Source organism: Rhodococcus sp. Q (assembly GCF_005503035.1).
Lineage (GTDB): Bacteria > Actinomycetota > Actinomycetes > Mycobacteriales > Mycobacteriaceae > Rhodococcus_G.
The window spans coordinates 1-18,637 of the sequence record NZ_SCOY01000015.1 but is presented as its reverse complement, the minus strand read 5'-3'; the positions used below and the strand labels follow the sequence as shown (position 1 = coordinate 18,637).

Genomic DNA, 18,637 nt, shown 5'->3' with positions numbered 1-18,637 from the left:
TCGCCCTTCGCCATTGCGTGGGACGGTCACGGCAAACGCTGTACAACGCCAGAAGCCCTGCATAGAGTGACCCTTCGACAACGAGGGGCCTGCTGGGCCAGTCGTCGCCTTAGGGACGCCGACGTTTGACGACAAGGATGGGGACACCGTGCTTCGTACGCGAGGAACGCGCACATCGATCATTGCGCTGGCGCTTGCCGCTGCCGCAGTCGCGCTACCGGCGAGCGCGTCCGCCGAGCCCACGGTCCCCCAGATCCCTGAGGGCCTGGACATCAAGGCACTCGCCTCGCTCGCCCCCGCGATCGTCGGTGCAGCCGCGGGCCCGATCGAGCTCGGCGTGACGGACATCGCCAGCCCGCAGGCAGATCTGCTCGCGCAGGCGAAGGCGCTGCTCGAGGCGTCCAACCTGCCCCCGCAGACGAAGTCGACCCTCCAGCGTGTCATCACGTTCCTCGACGGCAGCGGCGGCGGCGGCCCGGAGCTGCCCCCCGAGAGCGGCCCGGTCATCTCGCAGTTCCTGTACCCGACCATCGGTGAGGGCTGCATCGGCGGCACGTCCGACTCGATCGGTGCGGCGCTCGCCGTTCCCGGGCCCGCGCACCTGCCCCCTCCGGGACCGAAGGCCGGCGAGACGGGCTTCGTGTTCACCGCGCTCGGCACCAGCAAGGCCACCGAGAAGCAGCCCGTGCCGCTGGTCGTCGACTGGGTCAACATCGACCACCCGAAGAACGGCCGCACCGAGCTGACCACCGCGTCGCGGATCAACCCGGACGGCCCGGCCACCCTGTCCGGCATCGCCCAGACCGGCCAGGGCCGCGTTCTCGCCGTTGTCTCCGGTGGGCTCACCACGGAGACCGAGGGCGGCGCCGCCGTCACGTGCAGCTTCCTCCCGACCGTCGGGACCGTGTACGTCCCCTGATCGGAAAGTTCCGATCGACGAACTCACGAAGGCCCCTCGCATCACGCGAGGGGCCTTCGTTCATTCGCCGGGTCGTGCGGTGGGCCGCACCGTGGTAAACCGGGGAATGGCCACTCGCAGTCGACGCTCAGTCAAGTCCGTGCGCTCCAGTCGGTCGATCCTGTCCATCCGCTCGGAGGGATCCATCCTGTCGATCGGCTCCGCGTACTCGATCCTGTCGATCGGCTCCGCCTTCTCGATCCTCTCGATAGGGTCGATCGGATCCGCCGGTTCCGCGCTGTCGTCCGGCTCGTTCGGCAGCCTCGGTTCCGCGCTGTCGGGCCTGTCCCGATGGTCGGTGCTGTCCTGGCGGGCCGACGGCGAGGGTCCCGGAGACCGCCCACTTCACGTGCTGGCGGAGGAACCGGAACTCGCGACGTCACCGCTCTCGCATACCCAGACCTGAGCCGAAACCTGGATCGCCCCATCCGGTTTCGACCGACACCGATGGAGGACCCGTGACCCTGCCCGGCAACGACGCCACACTCGCCCCGACCGGAGGCCGCTGGAGCCGGGAGGAACTGGAGCAGGCGTTCGCCGGCTACCAGCGCACGGTGGAGACCGCGAAGGAAACCGGCAACTGGGACCTGTTCGCGGACATGTTCACCGAGGACGCGAACTACGTGGAGCACGCATACGGCACGTTCTCCGGCCGCGAGGAGATCCGTCCGTGGATCAACCGCACGATGTCGAGTTTCCCGGGCAGTCACATGACGGCATTCCCGGCGCTGTGGCACACCATCGACGAGCAGCGGGGCTGGGTGATCTGCGAGATCGACAACCCGATGTGCGATCCGGGCGACGGATCGGTTCACGGCGCGTCGAACCTGACGATCCTGCACTACGCCGGCGACGGGCTGTGGTCCTGCGAGGAGGACGTCTACAACCCGATGAAGTTCCTTGCCATGGCCAAGAAGTGGTGCCGCGCCGCCGAGTCCGCGGGCACCCTGCCGGAGGAGGCCCGCCGGTGGCTCGCGAAGGTCGGCGGCTGACACCGACCGCCGGTCAGGGGTTCTGCTGCTCCCCTGCGCCTGCGGTCGAGCCTGCGGAGATCTCGTCGTAGAGGTTGGCTGCGAAGGCATAGACGAGGTTGATGACGATGTCCACGTGTGATCGGTGTCCTTTCGATTGCGACTCGTTCTTCCCTACGTCGTCCACATACGCCCCAGCCGTTACGTCCGGGGCTAGGCTCGACACATGAAGCGTGTAGCAGCAGCACTGTTCACCGCGACCCTCGTCTCTGTCACCGTCGCGGGATGCACCTCCGACAGCGAGAGCAGCGACACCACCGTCACCACGACGGCCGGCGTCCTCGATCGGGCATCCGATGCCGTGAGCTCGGCCGCGAACGCAGCCCAGGGTGCCATCTCGTCGGCGCAGGGAGCGGTCTCGTCGATGCAGTCCGCGGCGGCGGGCCTGACGAGTCGCGCGAGTGGCGCGGTCGACGCCATCCAGTCGGGTACGTTCGTCGCCGCGTTCCGGGCGGGCTATCCCGATCTCTCCGAGGGACGCGACGACGCCGCCATCGAGGACATCTATGCCGAGACGTGTGCGGCGATCGACGCCAACGTCGACGAGGCGACGGTGGTTTCCGAACTGCAGGTTCGGGCGGGCAACGGTGGCACCGAGGCGACGCCGGAGCAGGCGCAGCAGATCTACAACATCGCCAAGCCGCTCTGCTGACGTAGGACCGAACCACTACGGCCGGTGGTCGCTCAGGCGAGCGACCACTGGCCGTAGTCGGGCTTGAGGATCGCGTTGAGGTCGACTCCGACCCCGTCGATGGCACGCTTGTCGATCTCGTACTGGTGCAGGTGCGCGGCGGGGTGGACGTAGCCCTCGGGTGTCCCCCAGTCGTGCTGCCAGAAGAACCTTCCCGCGCCTGCCAGCCTCAGTGCGTCGATCGTGCCGGAGTTCGCGTAGACGCCGGTGTTCTCGCGTCCGATCACGGATTCCCAGCCGAGTACGTACGGCAGGACCTTCGTCGCGACGTCCACGGTGTTCGGGTTGTCGTCGATCGACGTGTAGATCGGGCGCCCTTCGGGTCCGCCCGCGGCGCGGTGCAGTTCGAGTCCGCGCCTGGCGTGTGTGACACCCGCTTCGAATCCACCGCGCCAGTCGGCGGTCGCACCCTTACCGAACTGGTAGCAGGAAACGATCTGGAGGCCGGCCTCGATCAACGCGGACGCCTCGTCGGCCCGGATCGGCTTGCCGACCATCCATTCGGCGCCCGGCCTTCGATCGGAGACGTATCGGATGGCGCCGACATGCCCTGCTGCTCGGATGGCGTCGGCGGACGGCACGCCGCCGGAGTAGTCGACCAGTGTGCCGAGCGGCGCCGCGCCCGCGGCGCCGGTCACGCCCAGCGCCGCGGCACCCAGCGCGGCCGAGCCCACGGCTGCGAATCTGAACAGTTCACGACGGGTGACATGCACGGGGCGCCTCGCTTCATCGGATCGTGTGCGGCCGGCCTCGGTGAATTGCATCACAGCACAGTGGTGCCCGCCAGTCGCACGTGTCCTGTTGCGTCTCACCCGTAACCGAAGGCGCGGGTGCCGACGGCCGGTTCGGCGGTAGGCTCGGAACCGTATCCGAAGGGCAGCCGACCAGCAGGAAAACCTCCCCGAGGAGGGTGGGCCATGGCTAAGGAAACGTGGTGGGTGATCGCACCCGAGAGCCCGTTCACATTCGAGCAACGCCCCAACGGCGACCTCGTCGTCGCGAGCACCGAGGGAAACGAGGAGCACGTTCTCCACGGCTACGAGTGGATGCACATCACCCCGGACGACCCGAGTCATCGCATCAAGGTGCACGGCGAGGGGCCTCCGCCGTTCGGCCGGTGGGTTCCGTTCGACCTCTGAGACGAATCTCAGCCGTTCCTGTGGGTTCGCTAAGTCCGGTACGAACCCCGGGTGAAACGGCTCTCCCACCCCGTACCCTCCGTGCAGGGGGTCGACATCAGGTGGCGCCGACAGCCACACAACGGGGGAGGAACCGAAATCGTGCAGAAGCAACTCACGCCGATGCTGGCCGCGGCGGTGATCGTGCCGCTCTGGGCTGGGACGCTCACGGATGCCGTCACGCGACGGGAGTGGGAGATGTGCCGGGCGCGGCGCCGGACGTGGATCGCGGCGATCGCGTTGCTGCCGCCGGTCGGTCCCGCGCTCTGGCTGGCCTTCGGGCGACCACGCAAACGTGTTCCGCTTCCGGATCAGCAGCGGATGCATCCGGCGATGTACTTCGCCCTTCAGCGGGAGCTGGCGCGCGACATCGCCGAGTTCGAGAACGGTGGCAACGTCACGACAGGGTGACGTGCCAGACGAGGGCCGCCGCGAGGGCTCCCACTCCGTTGAGGGACCAGTGCAGCGCGATGGGCGCGAGGAGGCTACCGCTGCGGCGCCGCAACCAGGTGAATGCGACTCCGGCGGCCGCGGTGGCGGCGACGGCGCCCGCGATCCCGACGACCTGCCCGAACAGTCCGGCGCCGAGGATCCCGGTGAGCCCCTGATTGCCCGTGGTCAGTCCCAGTGACGACGCGATGTGCCAGAAGCCGAACAGGAGCGAGCCCGCCGCGAAGACTCCGCGGGCTCCCCAGACACGTTCGAGCGTTCCATGCAGGACACCACGGAACGCCAGCTCCTCCGGGATGACCGTCTGCAGTGGGATGACGATCATCGATGCGATCAGTGCACCCGAGACCGTCGCGTACCGGTTGCTCAGGAAGAACTGGCGGGTCAGCGGAAGCGCGATGGCCACCGCGACCACGGCGAGCACCAGCGCGACCGCGCCGAGCGCATAGAGGGTGCCGCGGCGCCAGTGCCGCGGCGAGAGTCCGAGTTCGTGCCAGCCCAGCCCCCGACTCCGGCCCAGTCCGAGGAGGACCGCTGCCGCGAGCGGGACGGCGGCCACCGACGCCCACACGGTGGTGAAGTGAGCGATCAGGTTCGTGCACACCAGGACCGCGACGACGACCGCGACGTCGAGATACGCGTGGAAGCGCGGGCGATGGACGGCGATCGTTTCGGACACCCCGCCCAGTGTACGGACCCCACGAGCAGGGAAAGGCCCGTATGATCCCCGCCTTCGTCACACTCGGCGGGCAGGTTTAGCCTGGATCCCGACCTTCACACGCCCATGCCCAGGAGAGATGATGGCCGACTTCCTCTACGAGGACCTGCTGCCGATCGGGGAAGATCCCACCGAGTACCGGCTGCTGACCACCGAGGGGGTGTCCACCGTCGAGGGACCGGACGGACGCACCTTCCTGAAGGTCGAGCCCGAAGCGATGCGGCTGCTCACCGAGACCGCGCTGCACGACATCTCGCATTACCTGCGCACCGATCACCTCAAGCAGGTCGCGAGCATTCTCGACGACCCGGAGGCCTCGGACAACGACAAGTTCGTCGCACTCGATCTGCTGAAGAACGCGAACATCTCCGCGGCGGGTGTCCTCCCGATGTGCCAGGACACCGGCACCGCGATCGTGATGGGCAAGCGCGGCCAGCAGGTTCTCACGCCTGGTGACGACGAGGAGTCGATCGCGCGGGGCGTGTACGACGCCTACACCCGGTTGAACCTGCGGTACTCGCAGAACGCTCCGATCACGATGTGGGAGGAGAAGAACACCGGCAACAACCTGCCCGCGCAGATCGAGCTGTACGCGGACACCGCGAAGGGCCACGAGAACTCCTACAAGTTCCTCTTCATGGCGAAGGGCGGCGGGTCGGCGAACAAGTCGTACCTGTACCAGGAGACGAAGGCGATCCTGAACCCGGACTCGATGATGCAGTTCCTCGAGGCCAAGATCCGGTCGCTCGGCACCGCGGCGTGCCCGCCGTACCACCTGGCGATCGTCGTCGGCGGTACCTCCGCCGAGTTCGCGCTCAAGACGGCGAAGTACGCGTCGGCGCACTACCTGGACGAGCTGCCCACCGAGGGCGCGATCACCGGCCGCGGCTTCCGGGACCACGAACTGGAGAAGCAGGTCTTCGAGCTGACCCAGAAGATCGGCATCGGCGCGCAGTTCGGCGGCAAGTACTTCTGCCACGACGTCCGGGTCATCCGCCTGCCCCGCCACGGCGCGTCGCTGCCCGTCGCGATCGCCGTCTCCTGCTCGGCGGACCGTCAGGCGAAGGCGAAGATCACCCCCGAGGGCGTCTTCCTCGAGCAGCTCGAGTTCAACCCCGGCCAGTTCCTGCCCGAGGTCACCGACAGCCAGCTCGACGCAGAGACCGACGGCATCTCGGGTACCGGCAAGGGCGCCGCGGTCAAGATCGACCTGACGAAGCCGATGCCGGAGATCCTCGCCGAGCTGTCGAAGCACCCGGTGAAGACGCGTCTGTCGCTGACGGGTCCGCTGGTCGTCGCCCGCGACATCGCGCACGCGAAGATCAAGGAACGCCTCGACGCAGGCGAGGAGATGCCGCAGTACCTGCGCGATCACCCCGTCTACTACGCCGGACCGGCGAAGACGCCCGAGGGACTTGCGTCGGGATCGTTCGGCCCGACCACCGCAGGCCGCATGGACTCGTACGTGGAGCAGTTCCAGGCCGCGGGCGGCTCGATGGTCATGCTCGCGAAGGGCAACCGCTCGAAGCAGGTCACCGACGCCTGCAACTCGCACGGCGGCTTCTACCTCGGTTCGATCGGTGGCCCGGCCGCGCGTCTGGCGCTGGACTGCATCAAGCACGTCGAGGTCGTCGAGTACGAGGAGCTCGGCATGGAGGCGGTGTGGAAGATCGACGTCGTCGACTTCCCCGCGTTCATCGTCGTCGACGACAAGGGCAACGATTTCTTCGCGCACACCGGCGAGGTCACCCTGACCGTGGGCAAGCGTCCCGGCCTGTAACCAGATGTGCGGCGGCGGCCCGGTGGGATTCCCACCGGGCCGCCGTCGTGTTCACCAGCCTGCGCCGGCGACCTGCTTGACGGTGGCGTTGAGCCGGTTCCACACATTGATCAGCGAGATCTGCATGATCAGCGCCGCGAGCTGCTGCTCGTCGTAGTGGTCGGCAGCGTCGTCCCAGACGGCGTCCGGGACGGGGTCCGGTCGATCGGCGAGCCGGGTCACCGACTCGGTCAGAGCCAGCGCCGCCCGTTCGGCGTCCGTGAAGTACGGAGATTCGCGCCACGCGGCGACCGCGAGCAGGCGCTCGACGGTTTCGCCGTCCTTCATCGCCAGCTTCGGGTGCATGTCGACGCACACGCCGCAGCCGTTGATCTGACTGGCGCGCAGGTGCACGAGGTGCACGGTGCGGGTCGGCAGTCCGGTGTTCTCCGTCGTGCCGCCGACCGCCTGCAACGCCGCCACGGCGCCGGGCAGAACCATCGCGGGGTTGGTCATTCGTGCCTGCATCTCGAACTCTCCTGTCACATCGGTTCTCGCATGTTCGTCACCCCTCTGACGGACCGCTACGAAAGAATGTGACAGCGATGAGTGAAGAAATTCTGGCCAGGCAGTTCGAGGAGCACCGCGAGCATCTGCGAGCTGTGGGTTTCCGCATGCTCGGGTCGACCGCGGAGGCCGACGATGCGGTGCAGGAGACGTGGCTACGCCTGGCTCGGGTCGACAGCAACGAGATCCTGAACCTGGCGGGCTGGCTCACGACCGCCCTCAGCCGGGTGTGCCTGGACATGCTGCGGTCGAGGGGGTCGCGCCGCGAGGTGACGCTGGACGAGCCCGGCCGCCCCGATCCGGCCGATGCGGCCATCGGACCGGAAACCGAAGCGGTCCTTGCCGATTCGATCGGTGTTGCGATGCTCGTCGTGCTCGACACCCTCACGCCCGCAGAGCGGCTCACCTTCGTGCTGCACGACCTGTTCGCGGTGCCCTTCGACGAGATCGCACCGATCGTGGACCGCTCCCCCGCCGCCGCGAGACAGCTCGCGAGCCGTGCCAGGCGCCGCGTGCAGGGCGGTGGCGTCTCCGAGCCCGACGCGCCGCGGCGCAGGCGGGTGGTCGAGGCGTTTCTCGCCGCGTCACGGGAGGGCCGTTTCGAGGACCTGCTCGAACTCCTCGATCCGGATGTCGTGCTGCGCGCGGACTCGGTGGCGGTGTCCGCGTCGGCGGCGGGGGTGACCCACGGTGCGCCTGCCCTGTCGGCGATGGTTGCCGGAGCCGGCGGCGTCGCGGAGGCTTTCAGCGGGCGCGCTCGTGCCGCGCAGGTCGTCACGGTCGACGGGCGTCCCGCGGCGGCGTGGGCGCCCGGCGGGCACGTCCGGGCGGTGTACACGTTCGTGGTCGAGGGAGACCGGATCGTCGAGCTGGTCGTGCTCGCCGATCCGGCGTCTCTCGCGGAACTCGACATCGATCTGGCCTCATCAGGGGTGTGATGCCGCTACCGGTGCCACGATGAACTGGACCGCCTCGCCTGCCCGAAGGAGAGTCATGCAGCCGGAGATGTCCGAATCCGATCCGTCACTGTCCCCGAACAAGCGCGCTGTCGCCGCGTACGTCGAGGGTTTCCGCACGGGCGACCACGACGCGATCCTCTCCCTGCTCACCGAGGACGTGGTCTGGGAGATGCCGGGCGACTTCTCGATCACCGGCAAGGCGGCCTTCGACAAGGAGATCGAGAACGACACGTTCACCGGGAAGCCGACGTTGACGGTGATCCGCATGGTCGAGGAGAACGATGTCGTCGTCCTGCTCGGGACGGTGGAGGCTCGGTTCACCGACGGCGGCGAACTGCACGGCATCTTCAGCGACTACTTCCACTTACGGGAAGGGTTGATCCGGCGGATCGAGTCGTATCAGGTCGACAACCGCTGACACGCCTGGTGTCGGTCACCGCTCCTACACTCGCCCCATGACCGCCGAGGTGTCCCGTGTGCAGGTGCTCGCGTATCGATGGCACGTGCAGCAGCTCGATCGCATGCCCGGTATCGCCACCGACGCCGCCGACTGCGACCTCCTCGACCTCGGAATTCAGAACACCGGTCCCGACGGCGCGGCTTTGGCGCTGCACCTGCGCGGCACACCGGCAGACACCGGTGACGCGCTCGCGCTGGCGTGGACGCTGCGGGGTGCGCCGCACTGCTATCGCCGTGCCGACCTGCCGAAGGTGGCGGTCGCGACGGCCCCGCTGTCGGAGGCGGACGCCGCCAAGCGGATCTTCGATGCCAACCGGCCACTGAAGGCGGCGGGTATTCCGACGTTCGACGCGCTCCGCGCCGTCGCACACGAGATGCGCGACATCGTGCACGAGCCCACCGTGAAGGGCGACATGTCGTCGCAACTCACCGCTCGGATGCCCGAGCCGTACCTCCGGTTCTGCCGGCCGTGCAACGCGACGCACATGTACGAGATGCCCTTCCGGCTGGCGGCGCTTCAGGCCGGTCTGGAACTGCGCCCGCACACGTCACCACCGGTCCTCGAGCGCATTCCCGGCTGGCGCGGAGCGGCGTACGCGCACACGGGTACCGACGCCGAGCCGCGGTTCGACGTGATCCGCGGGTACCTGCACTTCTTCGGACCCAGCGATCCGAAGGCGGTCGCGGCGTACGTCGACGCCCCCGTCCGGGACGTGAAGGCGAACTGGCCTGGCGATGTGGTCGAGGTGACGGTGGACGGGGTGAGCCGCTCGGCGCTCGCCGACGACGTCGACGCGCTGCGTACTTCTCCCCCGGACAGGTCGGTGCAGTTGCTCGGCCCGTACGACCCGTACCTGCAACTGAAGGACCGGGAGATTCTCGTGCCCGACGCGGCGAACCGGAAGTCCCTGTGGCCGACTCTGGGTCGGCCGGGTGCGATCGCAGTCGGCGGTGACCTCGTCGGCGAGTGGCGACCCCGAACGTCGGGCCGCACGCTCACGGTCGAGACGGCGCCGTGGCGGGTGCTGTCGAAGGCGGAGCGCGCCGACGTCGAGAAGCGGGCGGCGGCGCTCGCGGAGTTCCGCGGGGTGGCGTTCGGGGGCGTCACCGTCGCGGGATGACGCAGGGCCGGCATGTCAGGCCAGGCGGAGCCCCACTCCCACCGGGCCGAACGTCTGTGGTTCGCGGGCGATCAGGACCCGGTCCGATCACGGCCGGCGTGCAGGGCCCGCGCAACTTCTGTGACCGCGTCGCTCAGCAGCCGTTCGTACGCGTCCACGTCGGGCATCACCGCGGGTGAGGTCGCGACGGCGATCGTCACGCGGTCGCCGATGCCGTGCACGCCGTGGGTGAGCCCCATGAAACGAGACAGTGCGGGGAATCCTGCCGTGAACCCGACCCGTCCACCCGCGAGGACGAGGTCGGCCGGACCACGGTCGACGCTGGAGACCACGGTGTGCCCGGTGACCTCGTCCGGGACGGCGGTGAAATCGAAGTGCTCGATGCCGTGTCGCAGTAGGGGCGCGGGCACGGCGTCGAGTGCGCGATCCTCGGCGGCCCCCGACGGGTGGTCCGCGCGCAACCTCCGCTGCCGAAGCGACTCCGCGATGGCGGCAGCTCGTTCGGCGGGATCGTCGACCTCCGAGTGAAGCTCGACGGCGAAGTTACGGAAGTGATTGCGGGCGTCCGGGATTCCCGGCTTGGCGACGGTGACCTCCGCGGCGAGCACCGAGGGGTCCACTCCTCGCTCGAGGAGGTACCTGCCGAGCGCCAACGAGATCGCCGTCAGCGCACCGACGGTGACACTGACGCCGGGCCCTCGCAGGTCGGCGGCCGGAACGACGACGGCACCGAGGGTCCGTCGCTCGTCCGGTGCGGCATTCGTCGGCAACTTCGGCCGGCCGAGCGGCTTCGGCGGAACCAACCCTGCTGCTGTGTCGCGTTCGCGTTGGCGGTGTGCATGGTGAGCGGGCCGGGCACGCAGCAGCATCCGGCCTACCTGTATCGGCAGCCGGATCGCGGCGGCCGCGGCGGCGCGGCGGGGACGCCACGGCGGCAGCGGTGGCGACGGTGTCGGCGCCGCGTCGGCGAACAGGTCGCGGGCGATCGCCGCGGCTCGCCTCCCGTCGGCGAGGGCATGGGACACCTGCAGGACGGCCACCACGCACTCGGCGCCGCCACTGTCCGGTGCATCGACCAACGGTCCGAAAAGGTGGATCCGCCAGGGTGATTCAGCAGGCTCGACCTGGTCGAGAACGAGTTCACCGAGAACGGTCAGGCAGTCCCTCCAGGTTCCGGTGTCCTCGTGCAGGCGGATCGAGGAGTCGTCCGGCGCGGCAGGCGCCCAGTGCGGAACGTCGAGCCGTCGGGGAACCTCCCGCACCCGCAGGCACAGGTCGCCGATCGTCGCGGCGCGCGCCAGAAGCTGGTCCCGCGCACTCGTCAGCGGCTCGGTCGTACCGACGAAGCAGTACAGCAGGAACTGGTCTGTCGGAATCCGGCGTGAGATCCAGTACGACTGCGCATCAGGGCTGGTCATCCGCGGCACCGGGTGACGATAGCAGCGGCAACGTGACGGGGTCGCGAGTGTCGCGGCGGCGACGGGCCCGCCCGACGCCCTACCGTTGCACCCAGCGACGCAGGAGGTCCGATGACGCAGGGTGTTTCACCGCCAACCGACCAATTCGATCCGGGTGACCGATGGGTGCCGGTGGACCGGCGGTGGCTGGGACTCGACCGTGCAACCCTCCTGCCCGCCGTCGTGGTACTCGCGTTCGCGTTCGTTCTCGCGACAGTCCTGCCGGCCGTCAACGGTGCGGTCGAGTACGACGACACCGTCGCGGCAGGCGACGTCATGGAGATCGCGGGCAGGGTGACGTTCGAGCCCGCGACCGACTGGGGCATCACCTCCGGCGTGCGGGTCGGCGACCGGCCCGCGACAGGTTCGTATCCGGCGTCCGCGACCGTCGAGGCCGATGGCGTGTCCCTGACGGTCCGGACCGGTGCCTTCAGCGGCGATGCCCGCGCCCTCCTCGAACAGATCCGGGACACGACCACGGCGCTCGACGACAACGTCCACATCGACGGCACCCCAACGCCCGTCACGACCGACTCCGGGGAGCACGGATACGTCGCGCGTTACGCCGGACCCCAGTTCTCCGGGGTCATCGCGGCGTTCGTCGAGGACGGTCGGGGTGTCCAGGTCGTCGCCACCGGTCCCCCCGACACCGACCAATCACGGGCTGAGGAGATCTCCCGAATGATCACGAGCATCGACCGCGGCAAGGAGGAGTCCTGATGACCGCCACCGCGACGGAACGTCGGGTCGCCGCGATCGAGGACTCCGGGTGGGGCCGGTCGTTCACCTTCTATCAGCCGCGCAATGCGGCGTTCTGGGTGTATCTGCTGCTGGTGTCGCTCGGCGTGTTCAGTTTCGTGACGATGCTGGTGGGCGCGTCGGGCGCGTACGGACGTGCGATCGCGGTGTCGGTCGTGCTGTTCGGGGTGTACGGCGCCCTCTTCTGGGGATTCACCCAGCACATCGACCGATACTCCCGGCAGCCCGTCGGCATCGTCGTCGCGGCCTTCGGGTGGGGAGCGTTCGCCGCGACCTGGGTGCTCGCGGCGGAGGCCAACACTGCCGCGCTCGGACTGTTCGCGAAAGTGTTCGGGCAGTCGTGGTCATTGGCGTGGGGCGCCGGTCTCGTGGCCCCCGTCACCGAGGAGATCGCGAAGGGTCTCGGGCTTCTCCTGCTGATCGCCCTGGCGCCGCGGTTGATCCGGACCGCGTTCGACGGCTTCATCGTCGGGGCGTTCCTCGGCCTGGGATTCCAGATCGCGGAGGACGTCGTGTACGCGTTGAACTCGGCCGGATCGCAGTTCGGGGCGAACCAGGTGGCGGCGGCGATGGGAACCGTGTGGCTGCGCATGGCAGTCGGCGTCGCGGCGCACATCCTGTACAGCGCGGTCTTCTGCGCCGGACTGGTCTACCTGCTCGGCCGGCCCGCCGAGCCGCGCCGCGTCGGACGCGGGCTGGTGCTGATGGCGACCGCGATGCTGCTGCACGGGGTGTGGAATTCGCTGGCGGCCCTCGCCGGGGGCCGGGTCGTTCAACTCGTCGCGACGTGGGTCGTGGTGATCGTGGTGGCACTGGCCATCGCGGTGCGAGTGTTTCGGATGACGGTCCCCCGCGAACGCGCGTTCCTCGGCGACGTGCTCGGTCCCGAGGTCGCGATCGGGACCATCACGCCCGAGGAACTGATCGCGGTGTGCGGAGATCACAAGGTGCGCAGGGCGTTCCGCAGGATGGGGGCCGACAGGCGGGACCGCAGGCGCCGCGGACACACCCTCGAGGCGGTCGCCGACGTGGCGGACGCGCTCGCCACGTCGGGCGGCCGCGACACCCCTGCGGTCGAGTTCGCCCGCACCGAGGTGGGCCGAATCCGGTCCGGGGCGCCGTCGACGCCGCGATGACGACGGACGCCGCGCCGTAGTGGCCCGGGCAGGGCCCGGGACCGCTTCGGCGCGGCGTCGAAGGGCGTCAGACCGCGGCGGCCAGTCGGTTCGCCAGCAGAGCGGTGAAGCGTGCCGGGTCGGAGAGCTCGCCACCTTCCGCGAGAAGCGCCATGCCGTAAAGCAATTCGGCGGTCTCCGCGGACGCCTCGTCACCGGGGCGTTCGGTGTGCGCGGTGCGCAGCGCGAGCACGAGCGGGTGCTCGGGGTTCAGTTCGAGGATTCGCTTGGTGACCGGGACCGGCTGACCCGACGCCCGGTACATCCGCTCCAGTGCGGGCGACATGGAGAAGTCGTCGCCGACGATGCACGCGGGCGAGGTGGTCAGGCGGGTCGACAACCGCACCGACTTGACCTGCTCGTCGAGGGTCGTCGTCAGCCAGGAGAGCAGATCCGCGAACTCCTTCTCCTTCTCCTCACGCTCGGTCTCGGCGGCGGCCTTGTCCTCTTCGCTGTCGAGGTCGACCTCGCCCTTGGCGACGGACTGGAAGGTCATGCCCTCCAACTCGGGCACCTGCGACGTCCAGACCTCGTCGACGGGGTCGGTGAGGAGCAGCACCTCGAGCCCCTTGGCCTTGAACGCCTCCAGGTGTGGCGAGTTCTCCAGCAGCTGACGCGATTCGCCGGTCGCGAAGTAGATCTGCTTCTGGTCGTCCTTCATCCGGGACACGTAGTCGGCGAGGGTGGTGAGTTCGTCCTCGCTGGCCGTGGACGCGAACGACGAGATCTTCAGCAGCGTCTCGCGGTTGTCGACGTCGGAGATCAGCCCCTCCTTGAGGGCGCGGCCGAACTCGGACCACAGGGTGCGGTAGTCGTCGGGACGCGACAACGCGATCTCCGCGATCGTGCCGAGCACCTTCTTGGTGAGTCGACGCCGGATGGCGCGAATCTGCCTGTCCTGCTGCAGGATTTCTCGGGACACGTTCAGCGAGAGGTCCTGGGCGTCGACGACACCCTTGACGAAGCGCAGGTACTCGGGGAGCAGTTCGTCGGCGTCGTCCATGATGAACACCCGCTTGACGTACAGGTGGACACCGGTCTTGCCGTCGCGCATGAACAGGTCGAACGGCGCGTGCTGCGGGATGAACAGCAGGGCCTGGTACTCGAAAGTGCCCTCGGCCTTCATCGGGATCGTCTCGAGCGGCGAATCCCAGGCGTGCGCGATGTGGCGGTAGAACTCGGTGTACTCCTCCTCGGAGACCTCGTCCTTCGACTTCGCCCACAGCGCCTTCTGCGAGTTCAGAGTCTGGGTTTCGACCTCGACCTTTTCCGGTTCCTCGTCGGTCGCCGGGGTACGGCGTTCGACGTCCATCCGGATCGGCCAGGCGATGAAGTCCGAGTACCGGGTGACGAGTTCCTTGATCTTCCGCTCGGCGGTGTAGTCGTGGAGGTTGTCGTCGGTGTCGGCGGGCTTGAGGTGCAGCGTCACCGCGGTGCCCTGCGGGGCATCGTCCACCGTCTCGATGACGTAGGTCGCTTCGCCGCTCGACTCCCAGCGGGTCGCCTGCCGCTCCCCTGCCTTACGCGTGAGCAGGGTGACCTTGTCCGCGACCATGAACGTGGAGTAGAAGCCGATGCCGAACTGGCCGATCAACTCCTCGCTCGCGGCTGCGTCCTTCGCCTCCTTGAGCTTGCGACGCAGGTCCGCGGTGCCCGACTTGGCGAGGGTGCCGATCAGGTCGACGACCTCGTCCCGGGACATGCCGATGCCGTTGTCGCGGATCGTCAGCGTCCGCGCGTCCTTGTCGATCGCGATCTCGATGTGCAGGTCGGACGTGTCGGCGTCCAGGTCCTTGTCCTGGAATGCCGCGAGCCGCAACTTGTCGAGTGCATCCGAGGCGTTGGACACCAGTTCCCGCAGGAACGAGTCCTTGTTCGAGTAGATCGAGTGGACCATCAGGTCCAGCAACTGGCGGGTCTCCGCCTGGAACTCGAGCTGCTCCCGTTCTCCGGTGTGCGCGTTCAATCCGATTCCCTTCGACTGCTCACGAGGCACTGTGTTCGCCGGGATTTTACCGCCCCCACCTGCGCGGCAGACCTACCGGCCGGTAGTTGATCCCGGTCCCACGCAGGCATTGCCTCGGGCTCTGACGCGGAGGAGGGTGAGAGGCGGGGGGTATCCGGTGGCGCCGCCGGGGCGCTGCCTCGAGTGGAAGGGGTTCGGTCGTGTACGCACGCTCCACCACGATCCTGGCGCACCCGTCCTTCATCGACGCCGGCATCAAACACATGAGTGACACCGTCATGCCCGCACTCGCGGATTACGAGGGCTGTGCAGGACTTTCGCTCCTCGTCGATCGCGACAGCGGTCGCTGTATCGCGACCAGTTCGTGGATGGACGAGGACGCGCTCCGCGGCAGTGAGGGACCGGTCCGCGAACTGCGCGACCACGCCACGGAGATGTTCCACGGCACGGCGACCGTCTCGCGGTGGGAGATCGCTGTCCTGCACCGCGACCACCCGGCGAGCCGCGACTCGTGCGTCCGCGTCACCTGGCTGAAGGTGGAGCCCGGCCACATGACCCGGGCCGTCGACATCTTCAAGCTGGTGGCCCTGCCCGCGATGGGCGCGGCGGAAGGCTTCTGCAGCGCAGGCATGATGATCGACCCCGCCTCCGGCCACGCAGTGGTGTCGGTGACCTGGGACAGCCGGGAAGCGTTCGAACGCGCCCAGGCACAGATGGACGAGAAACGCGCCGCCGTTACCCGCGAGATGGGCGCCACGATGCTCGAAACGCGCATGTTCGACCTGGCCATCGCTCACCTCCACGTGCCGGAAATGGTCTGATCGACGCGTTTCCGCTGACGACCCCCATGGGTTGACAGCGGTTATGCGCGGGGTAACACTGAACTAGATGGTTCAGTATCAACCGCTCGACACGACCTTCGCGGCGCTCGCCGATCCCACGCGTCGCGGAATTCTCGAACACCTCGACCGCTCCGACGCGACGATCACCGAATTGGCGGACGTCTTCGACATGACGCTCACCGGCATCACGAAGCACGTGCACCTTCTCGAACGAGCGGGCCTCGTGGTGACCGAGAAGCGGGGCCGGGTCCGGTACTGCCGCCTCGGCGGCAACACCCTCGACCTCGAGGCCGCCTGGATGGCCCGGCACCGCCGCGTCGTCGCCGAGCGACTGGACCACCTGGGAGCGTTTCTCGACCGCGAACCGCATCACGAGGAGGAGCCATGACCAGCACCACCAACGCGACACTCACGACATCGGGCGACCGCGACTGCCGTGTCGAACGAACCTTCGCCGCGCCACGCGCCCGGGTCTGGGCCGCCTACACCGAGCCGGACCTGATCGCGCAGTGGTGGGGTCGCGGAAACCCGGTCGACGTGGAGAAGTGGGAACTCGAAGTCGGCGGCCACTGGCGGTTCGTCGAGCACCACGGGGGCGGCAGCGACGGATTCGAGGGGCGGTTCCGAGAGGTCGTCCCGCAGGAACGTCTCGTGTACTCGTTCGAGTGGGACGGCATGCCGACGCACGCGTCGATCGACGCCGTCGACTTCGTCGACCTCGGTGACGGGCGCACGAAGATCGTGGTGGAGTCACTGTTCCTCACCGCCGAGGACCGGGACGGCATGCTCGGCTCGGGCATGGAGGAGGGCATGAACGCCAGCTACGCGGCCCTCGACGCACTGCTCGCCCGGACCGCGTAGCGGCCGACGTCAGTCCAGCGCGCGTCGCAGCAGATCCGCGGTCGCGGCGTCGAAGGCCACCAGCACGACGCGCTCCACGGAGCTGTCCGCGCCGCGGATCGCGTCGACGGCCTGCCGCACGGCATCCTGGCGAGGCCACCCGTAGGAACCTGACGAGATCAGCGGGAAGGCGACGCTGCGTGCGCCGAGGTCGTCCGCGACGGCGAGGCTGCGGGTGTAGGCGGATCGCAGTTGTGCGGAGCGATCCTCCGCGCTCGAGTGCACGGGGCCGACGGTGTGGACGACCCACGTCGCGGGAAGGTTGCCCGCGGTGGTCGCGACCGCGTCACCGGCGGGCAGGCCATCCGGCAGAGTGGTGGTCCGTATCTTCTTGCACTCCGCGAGAATTCGCGGTCCACCGGCACGGTGGATCGCCCCGTCGACACCACCGCCACCGAGCAGCGCCGAGTTCGCGGCGTTGACGATCACGTCGACGAGCTGCGTGGTGATGTCGCCGACGGCGACCTCGATCACCGGGCCGGAACGTGCCGCGGCGCGGCCCCGAACCGAGGCTTCGGCGAGCCGTACCAGGTCCGGGTCGGAGAAGCCGGGCCAGCCGTGCAGCATCCGCCGCCAGCGGAGCGGAACCGCACCGGCGCCCCACCGCGCACCGAGCAGACCCCCGGCGATTGCCGACGTGGTGTCGGTGTCGCCGCCCGCACGCACGGCCGCTTCGAGGGCACGGACCAGGTGCCCGGAGTCCGAATCGTCTGTAGTGGCAATCGCCCACCACGCCGTCTGCAGGGCGTGCACCACCCATCCGTTGTTGGGAAAGTCTGCGGGCGAACCGGTTTCGGCCTGATCGAGGAGCGGTGACCAGAACTCGGCGACGTCGGAGGGTGCCGTCTCCAGGAAGCCTCGCACCCCGTCGAAGGTCCCGTGCAGGACTGCATGGCGAATGGCGTGCGTCCACAACTGGCACGCCTCGGTTGCGCGCACGTCGTCGTGAGTGAGGGCGGAAATCGCGGCGGCGGCGTCGCGGCAGGCACGCTCGTCGTCGAGATACGCCAGCGCGACCGGGGCGGTACGCATCAGCGACCCGTTGCCCCCCTTGCGTCCACGAACAGCCTGTGCGCGCGTGCGCATCGCGTCGGCGCCTTCGGGACGGGTCGACAGCACCGCCCTCGTCTGGTTGCCGATGTCCGGCGGGTTCGAATCGAACCAGGCGACGAAGCGGGCCGCGATCGCGTCCAGTCCCGCGCCGTGACCGATCGGGACTCCTGCGGCGGCGACCTCGGCGATCGCCAGTGCCATCGACGTGTCGTCGGTCCACTCCCCCGGCGCCCAGTCGAACGTCCCGCCGCCGATCATGTCGATCACTGCGTCACGGGCCGGATGAGTGAACTCGTATCCCGCGCCCAGGGCATCGCCTGCGGCGCCTCCAAGCAGGACGCCGATCGCACGGTCGATCCGGTGCGCGTTCCGTTCCATCCCAACCTCCAGTGGTGTCAGCTTAGCTCAGTACTGCTCTAATCCTAGTCGGCGCGACGAGTTCCGACAAACGCCCTGCGACACCGGAACCGCCGCAGCGCTACCTGGACCGTTGTCCATGAAGACCTGACGGTCGGGTACTCGCCCGTAATCAGATGCACGAAATACCATCGCGGGCACGTCGATGCGCCCCCCCGCGCGCGACTCAGGCCCTCC

21 protein-coding genes and 1 pseudogene are annotated in these 18,637 nt (G+C 68.6%); 15 read left to right on the top strand and 7 right to left on the bottom strand.

The genetic code is table 11. The annotated features are described in order from the left end of the window. The first annotated feature begins 148 nt into the window (after positions 1-148). From FFS72_RS15515 to FFS72_RS15500, 4 genes are all read left to right on the top strand, one after another. Positions 149-919, top strand: a complete 771-nt coding sequence (locus tag FFS72_RS15515) for an Rv1157c family protein (RefSeq protein WP_171018700.1) — start codon at positions 149-151, stop codon at positions 917-919. A 106-nt stretch (positions 920-1,025) separates the two neighbouring features. Then, positions 1,026-1,364 carry a hypothetical protein gene (locus FFS72_RS15510; protein ID WP_137874785.1) on the top strand — a complete coding sequence of 113 codons (339 nt, stop codon included), beginning with the start codon at positions 1,026-1,028 and terminating at the stop codon, positions 1,362-1,364. Positions 1,365-1,416: 52 nt separating this feature from the next. Then, a complete protein-coding gene (locus FFS72_RS15505; protein WP_137874784.1) occupies positions 1,417-1,950 on the top strand; it encodes a nuclear transport factor 2 family protein in 534 nt (177 codons plus the stop codon). A gap of 205 nt (positions 1,951-2,155) precedes the next feature. Then, positions 2,156-2,641 carry a hypothetical protein gene (locus FFS72_RS15500; protein ID WP_137874783.1) on the top strand — a complete coding sequence of 162 codons (486 nt, stop codon included), beginning with the start codon at positions 2,156-2,158 and terminating at the stop codon, positions 2,639-2,641. Positions 2,642-2,673: 32 nt separating this feature from the next. Here FFS72_RS15500 and FFS72_RS15495 read toward each other — a convergent pair whose 3' ends face one another. Beyond that, a complete protein-coding gene (locus tag FFS72_RS15495) occupies positions 2,674-3,444 on the bottom strand; it encodes a DUF1906 domain-containing protein (RefSeq protein ID WP_137874782.1) in 771 nt (256 codons plus the stop codon). A gap of 153 nt (positions 3,445-3,597) precedes the next feature. On the opposite strand from FFS72_RS15495, the gene FFS72_RS15490 reads away from it, so the two are divergent. Continuing rightward, positions 3,598-3,819, top strand: a complete 222-nt coding sequence (locus FFS72_RS15490; protein WP_137874781.1) for a maltose regulon activator MalT — start codon at positions 3,598-3,600, stop codon at positions 3,817-3,819. A gap of 141 nt (positions 3,820-3,960) precedes the next feature. After that, positions 3,961-4,269, top strand: a complete 309-nt coding sequence (locus tag FFS72_RS15485; RefSeq protein ID WP_137874780.1) for a PLD nuclease N-terminal domain-containing protein — start codon at positions 3,961-3,963, stop codon at positions 4,267-4,269. Here the strand turns inward: FFS72_RS15485 and FFS72_RS15480 are convergent. After that, positions 4,256-4,987, bottom strand: coding sequence for a CPBP family intramembrane glutamic endopeptidase (locus FFS72_RS15480; protein ID WP_171018698.1), 732 nt, complete (start codon positions 4,985-4,987; stop codon positions 4,256-4,258). The two genes, FFS72_RS15485 and FFS72_RS15480, sit on opposite strands and share 14 nt — an antisense overlap. 121 nt (positions 4,988-5,108) lie before the next feature. Here FFS72_RS15480 and FFS72_RS15475 point away from each other — a divergent pair, with 121 nt between their 5' ends. After that, positions 5,109-6,806 (top strand): fumarate hydratase, encoded by a 1,698-nt coding sequence (locus tag FFS72_RS15475; RefSeq protein ID WP_050063437.1) that lies wholly within the window; start codon positions 5,109-5,111, stop codon positions 6,804-6,806. Positions 6,807-6,857: 51 nt separating this feature from the next. Here FFS72_RS15475 and FFS72_RS15470 read toward each other — a convergent pair whose 3' ends face one another. Next, entirely contained in the window at positions 6,858-7,313 is a 456-nt protein-coding gene (locus FFS72_RS15470) for a carboxymuconolactone decarboxylase family protein (protein WP_137874778.1), read from the bottom strand. A gap of 77 nt (positions 7,314-7,390) precedes the next feature. Here FFS72_RS15470 and FFS72_RS15465 point away from each other — a divergent pair, with 77 nt between their 5' ends. Genes FFS72_RS15465 through FFS72_RS15455 form a run of 3 tightly spaced genes read left to right on the top strand, consistent with a single transcriptional unit; the run spans position 7,391 to position 9,891 of the window. Beyond that, on the top strand, positions 7,391-8,290 hold the full coding sequence (locus FFS72_RS15465) for a sigma-70 family RNA polymerase sigma factor (protein ID WP_137874777.1): 900 nt from the start codon (positions 7,391-7,393) through the stop codon (positions 8,288-8,290). 55 nt (positions 8,291-8,345) lie between these two features. After that, positions 8,346-8,729 carry a nuclear transport factor 2 family protein gene (locus FFS72_RS15460; protein WP_137874776.1) on the top strand — a complete coding sequence of 128 codons (384 nt, stop codon included), beginning with the start codon at positions 8,346-8,348 and terminating at the stop codon, positions 8,727-8,729. Positions 8,730-8,766: 37 nt separating this feature from the next. Continuing rightward, a complete protein-coding gene (locus FFS72_RS15455; RefSeq protein WP_137874775.1) occupies positions 8,767-9,891 on the top strand; it encodes a winged helix DNA-binding domain-containing protein in 1,125 nt (374 codons plus the stop codon). Positions 9,892-9,962: 71 nt separating this feature from the next. Here FFS72_RS15455 and FFS72_RS15450 read toward each other — a convergent pair whose 3' ends face one another. After that, complete coding sequence (locus FFS72_RS15450; RefSeq protein WP_137874774.1) at positions 9,963-11,309, bottom strand: WS/DGAT domain-containing protein; 1,347 nt, start codon at positions 11,307-11,309, stop codon at positions 9,963-9,965. 111 nt (positions 11,310-11,420) lie between these two features. On the opposite strand from FFS72_RS15450, the gene FFS72_RS15445 reads away from it, so the two are divergent. After that, positions 11,421-12,068, top strand: coding sequence for a hypothetical protein (locus FFS72_RS15445; RefSeq protein ID WP_137874773.1), 648 nt, complete (start codon positions 11,421-11,423; stop codon positions 12,066-12,068). Beyond that, on the top strand, positions 12,068-13,243 hold the full coding sequence (locus FFS72_RS15440) for a PrsW family intramembrane metalloprotease (RefSeq protein WP_137874772.1): 1,176 nt from the start codon (positions 12,068-12,070) through the stop codon (positions 13,241-13,243). Before FFS72_RS15445 ends, FFS72_RS15440 begins: the two co-directional genes overlap by 1 nt. Positions 13,244-13,310: 67 nt before the next feature. Here the strand turns inward: FFS72_RS15440 and htpG are convergent, their stop codons facing one another. Beyond that, positions 13,311-15,248: a molecular chaperone HtpG gene (gene htpG / locus FFS72_RS15435; RefSeq protein WP_137874771.1), complete on the bottom strand. Its 1,938-nt coding sequence runs from the start codon at positions 15,246-15,248 to the stop codon at positions 13,311-13,313. 200 nt (positions 15,249-15,448) lie between these two features. Between htpG and FFS72_RS15430 the strand changes: the two genes are divergently transcribed. From FFS72_RS15430 to FFS72_RS15420, 3 genes are all read left to right on the top strand, one after another. Then, positions 15,449-16,069, top strand: coding sequence for an antibiotic biosynthesis monooxygenase family protein (locus FFS72_RS15430; RefSeq protein WP_137874770.1), 621 nt, complete (start codon positions 15,449-15,451; stop codon positions 16,067-16,069). A gap of 67 nt (positions 16,070-16,136) precedes the next feature. Next, complete coding sequence (locus tag FFS72_RS15425; protein ID WP_137874769.1) at positions 16,137-16,478, top strand: ArsR/SmtB family transcription factor; 342 nt, start codon at positions 16,137-16,139, stop codon at positions 16,476-16,478. Then, entirely contained in the window at positions 16,475-16,951 is a 477-nt protein-coding gene (locus tag FFS72_RS15420; RefSeq protein ID WP_137874768.1) for an SRPBCC family protein, read from the top strand. The genes FFS72_RS15425 and FFS72_RS15420 overlap by 4 nt, the downstream gene beginning before the upstream one ends. 9 nt (positions 16,952-16,960) lie before the next feature. Here FFS72_RS15420 and FFS72_RS26805 read toward each other — a convergent pair whose 3' ends face one another. Both FFS72_RS26805 and FFS72_RS26800 read right to left on the bottom strand, forming a co-directional pair. Then, positions 16,961-17,464, bottom strand: coding sequence for an O-acetyl-ADP-ribose deacetylase (locus FFS72_RS26805; RefSeq protein ID WP_249353349.1), 504 nt, complete (start codon positions 17,462-17,464; stop codon positions 16,961-16,963). Positions 17,465-17,491: 27 nt separating this feature from the next. Beyond that, a pseudogene (locus tag FFS72_RS26800) lies at positions 17,492-18,421 on the bottom strand (ADP-ribosylglycohydrolase family protein); the annotation flags it as partial. Positions 18,422-18,637 lie beyond the last annotated feature (216 nt).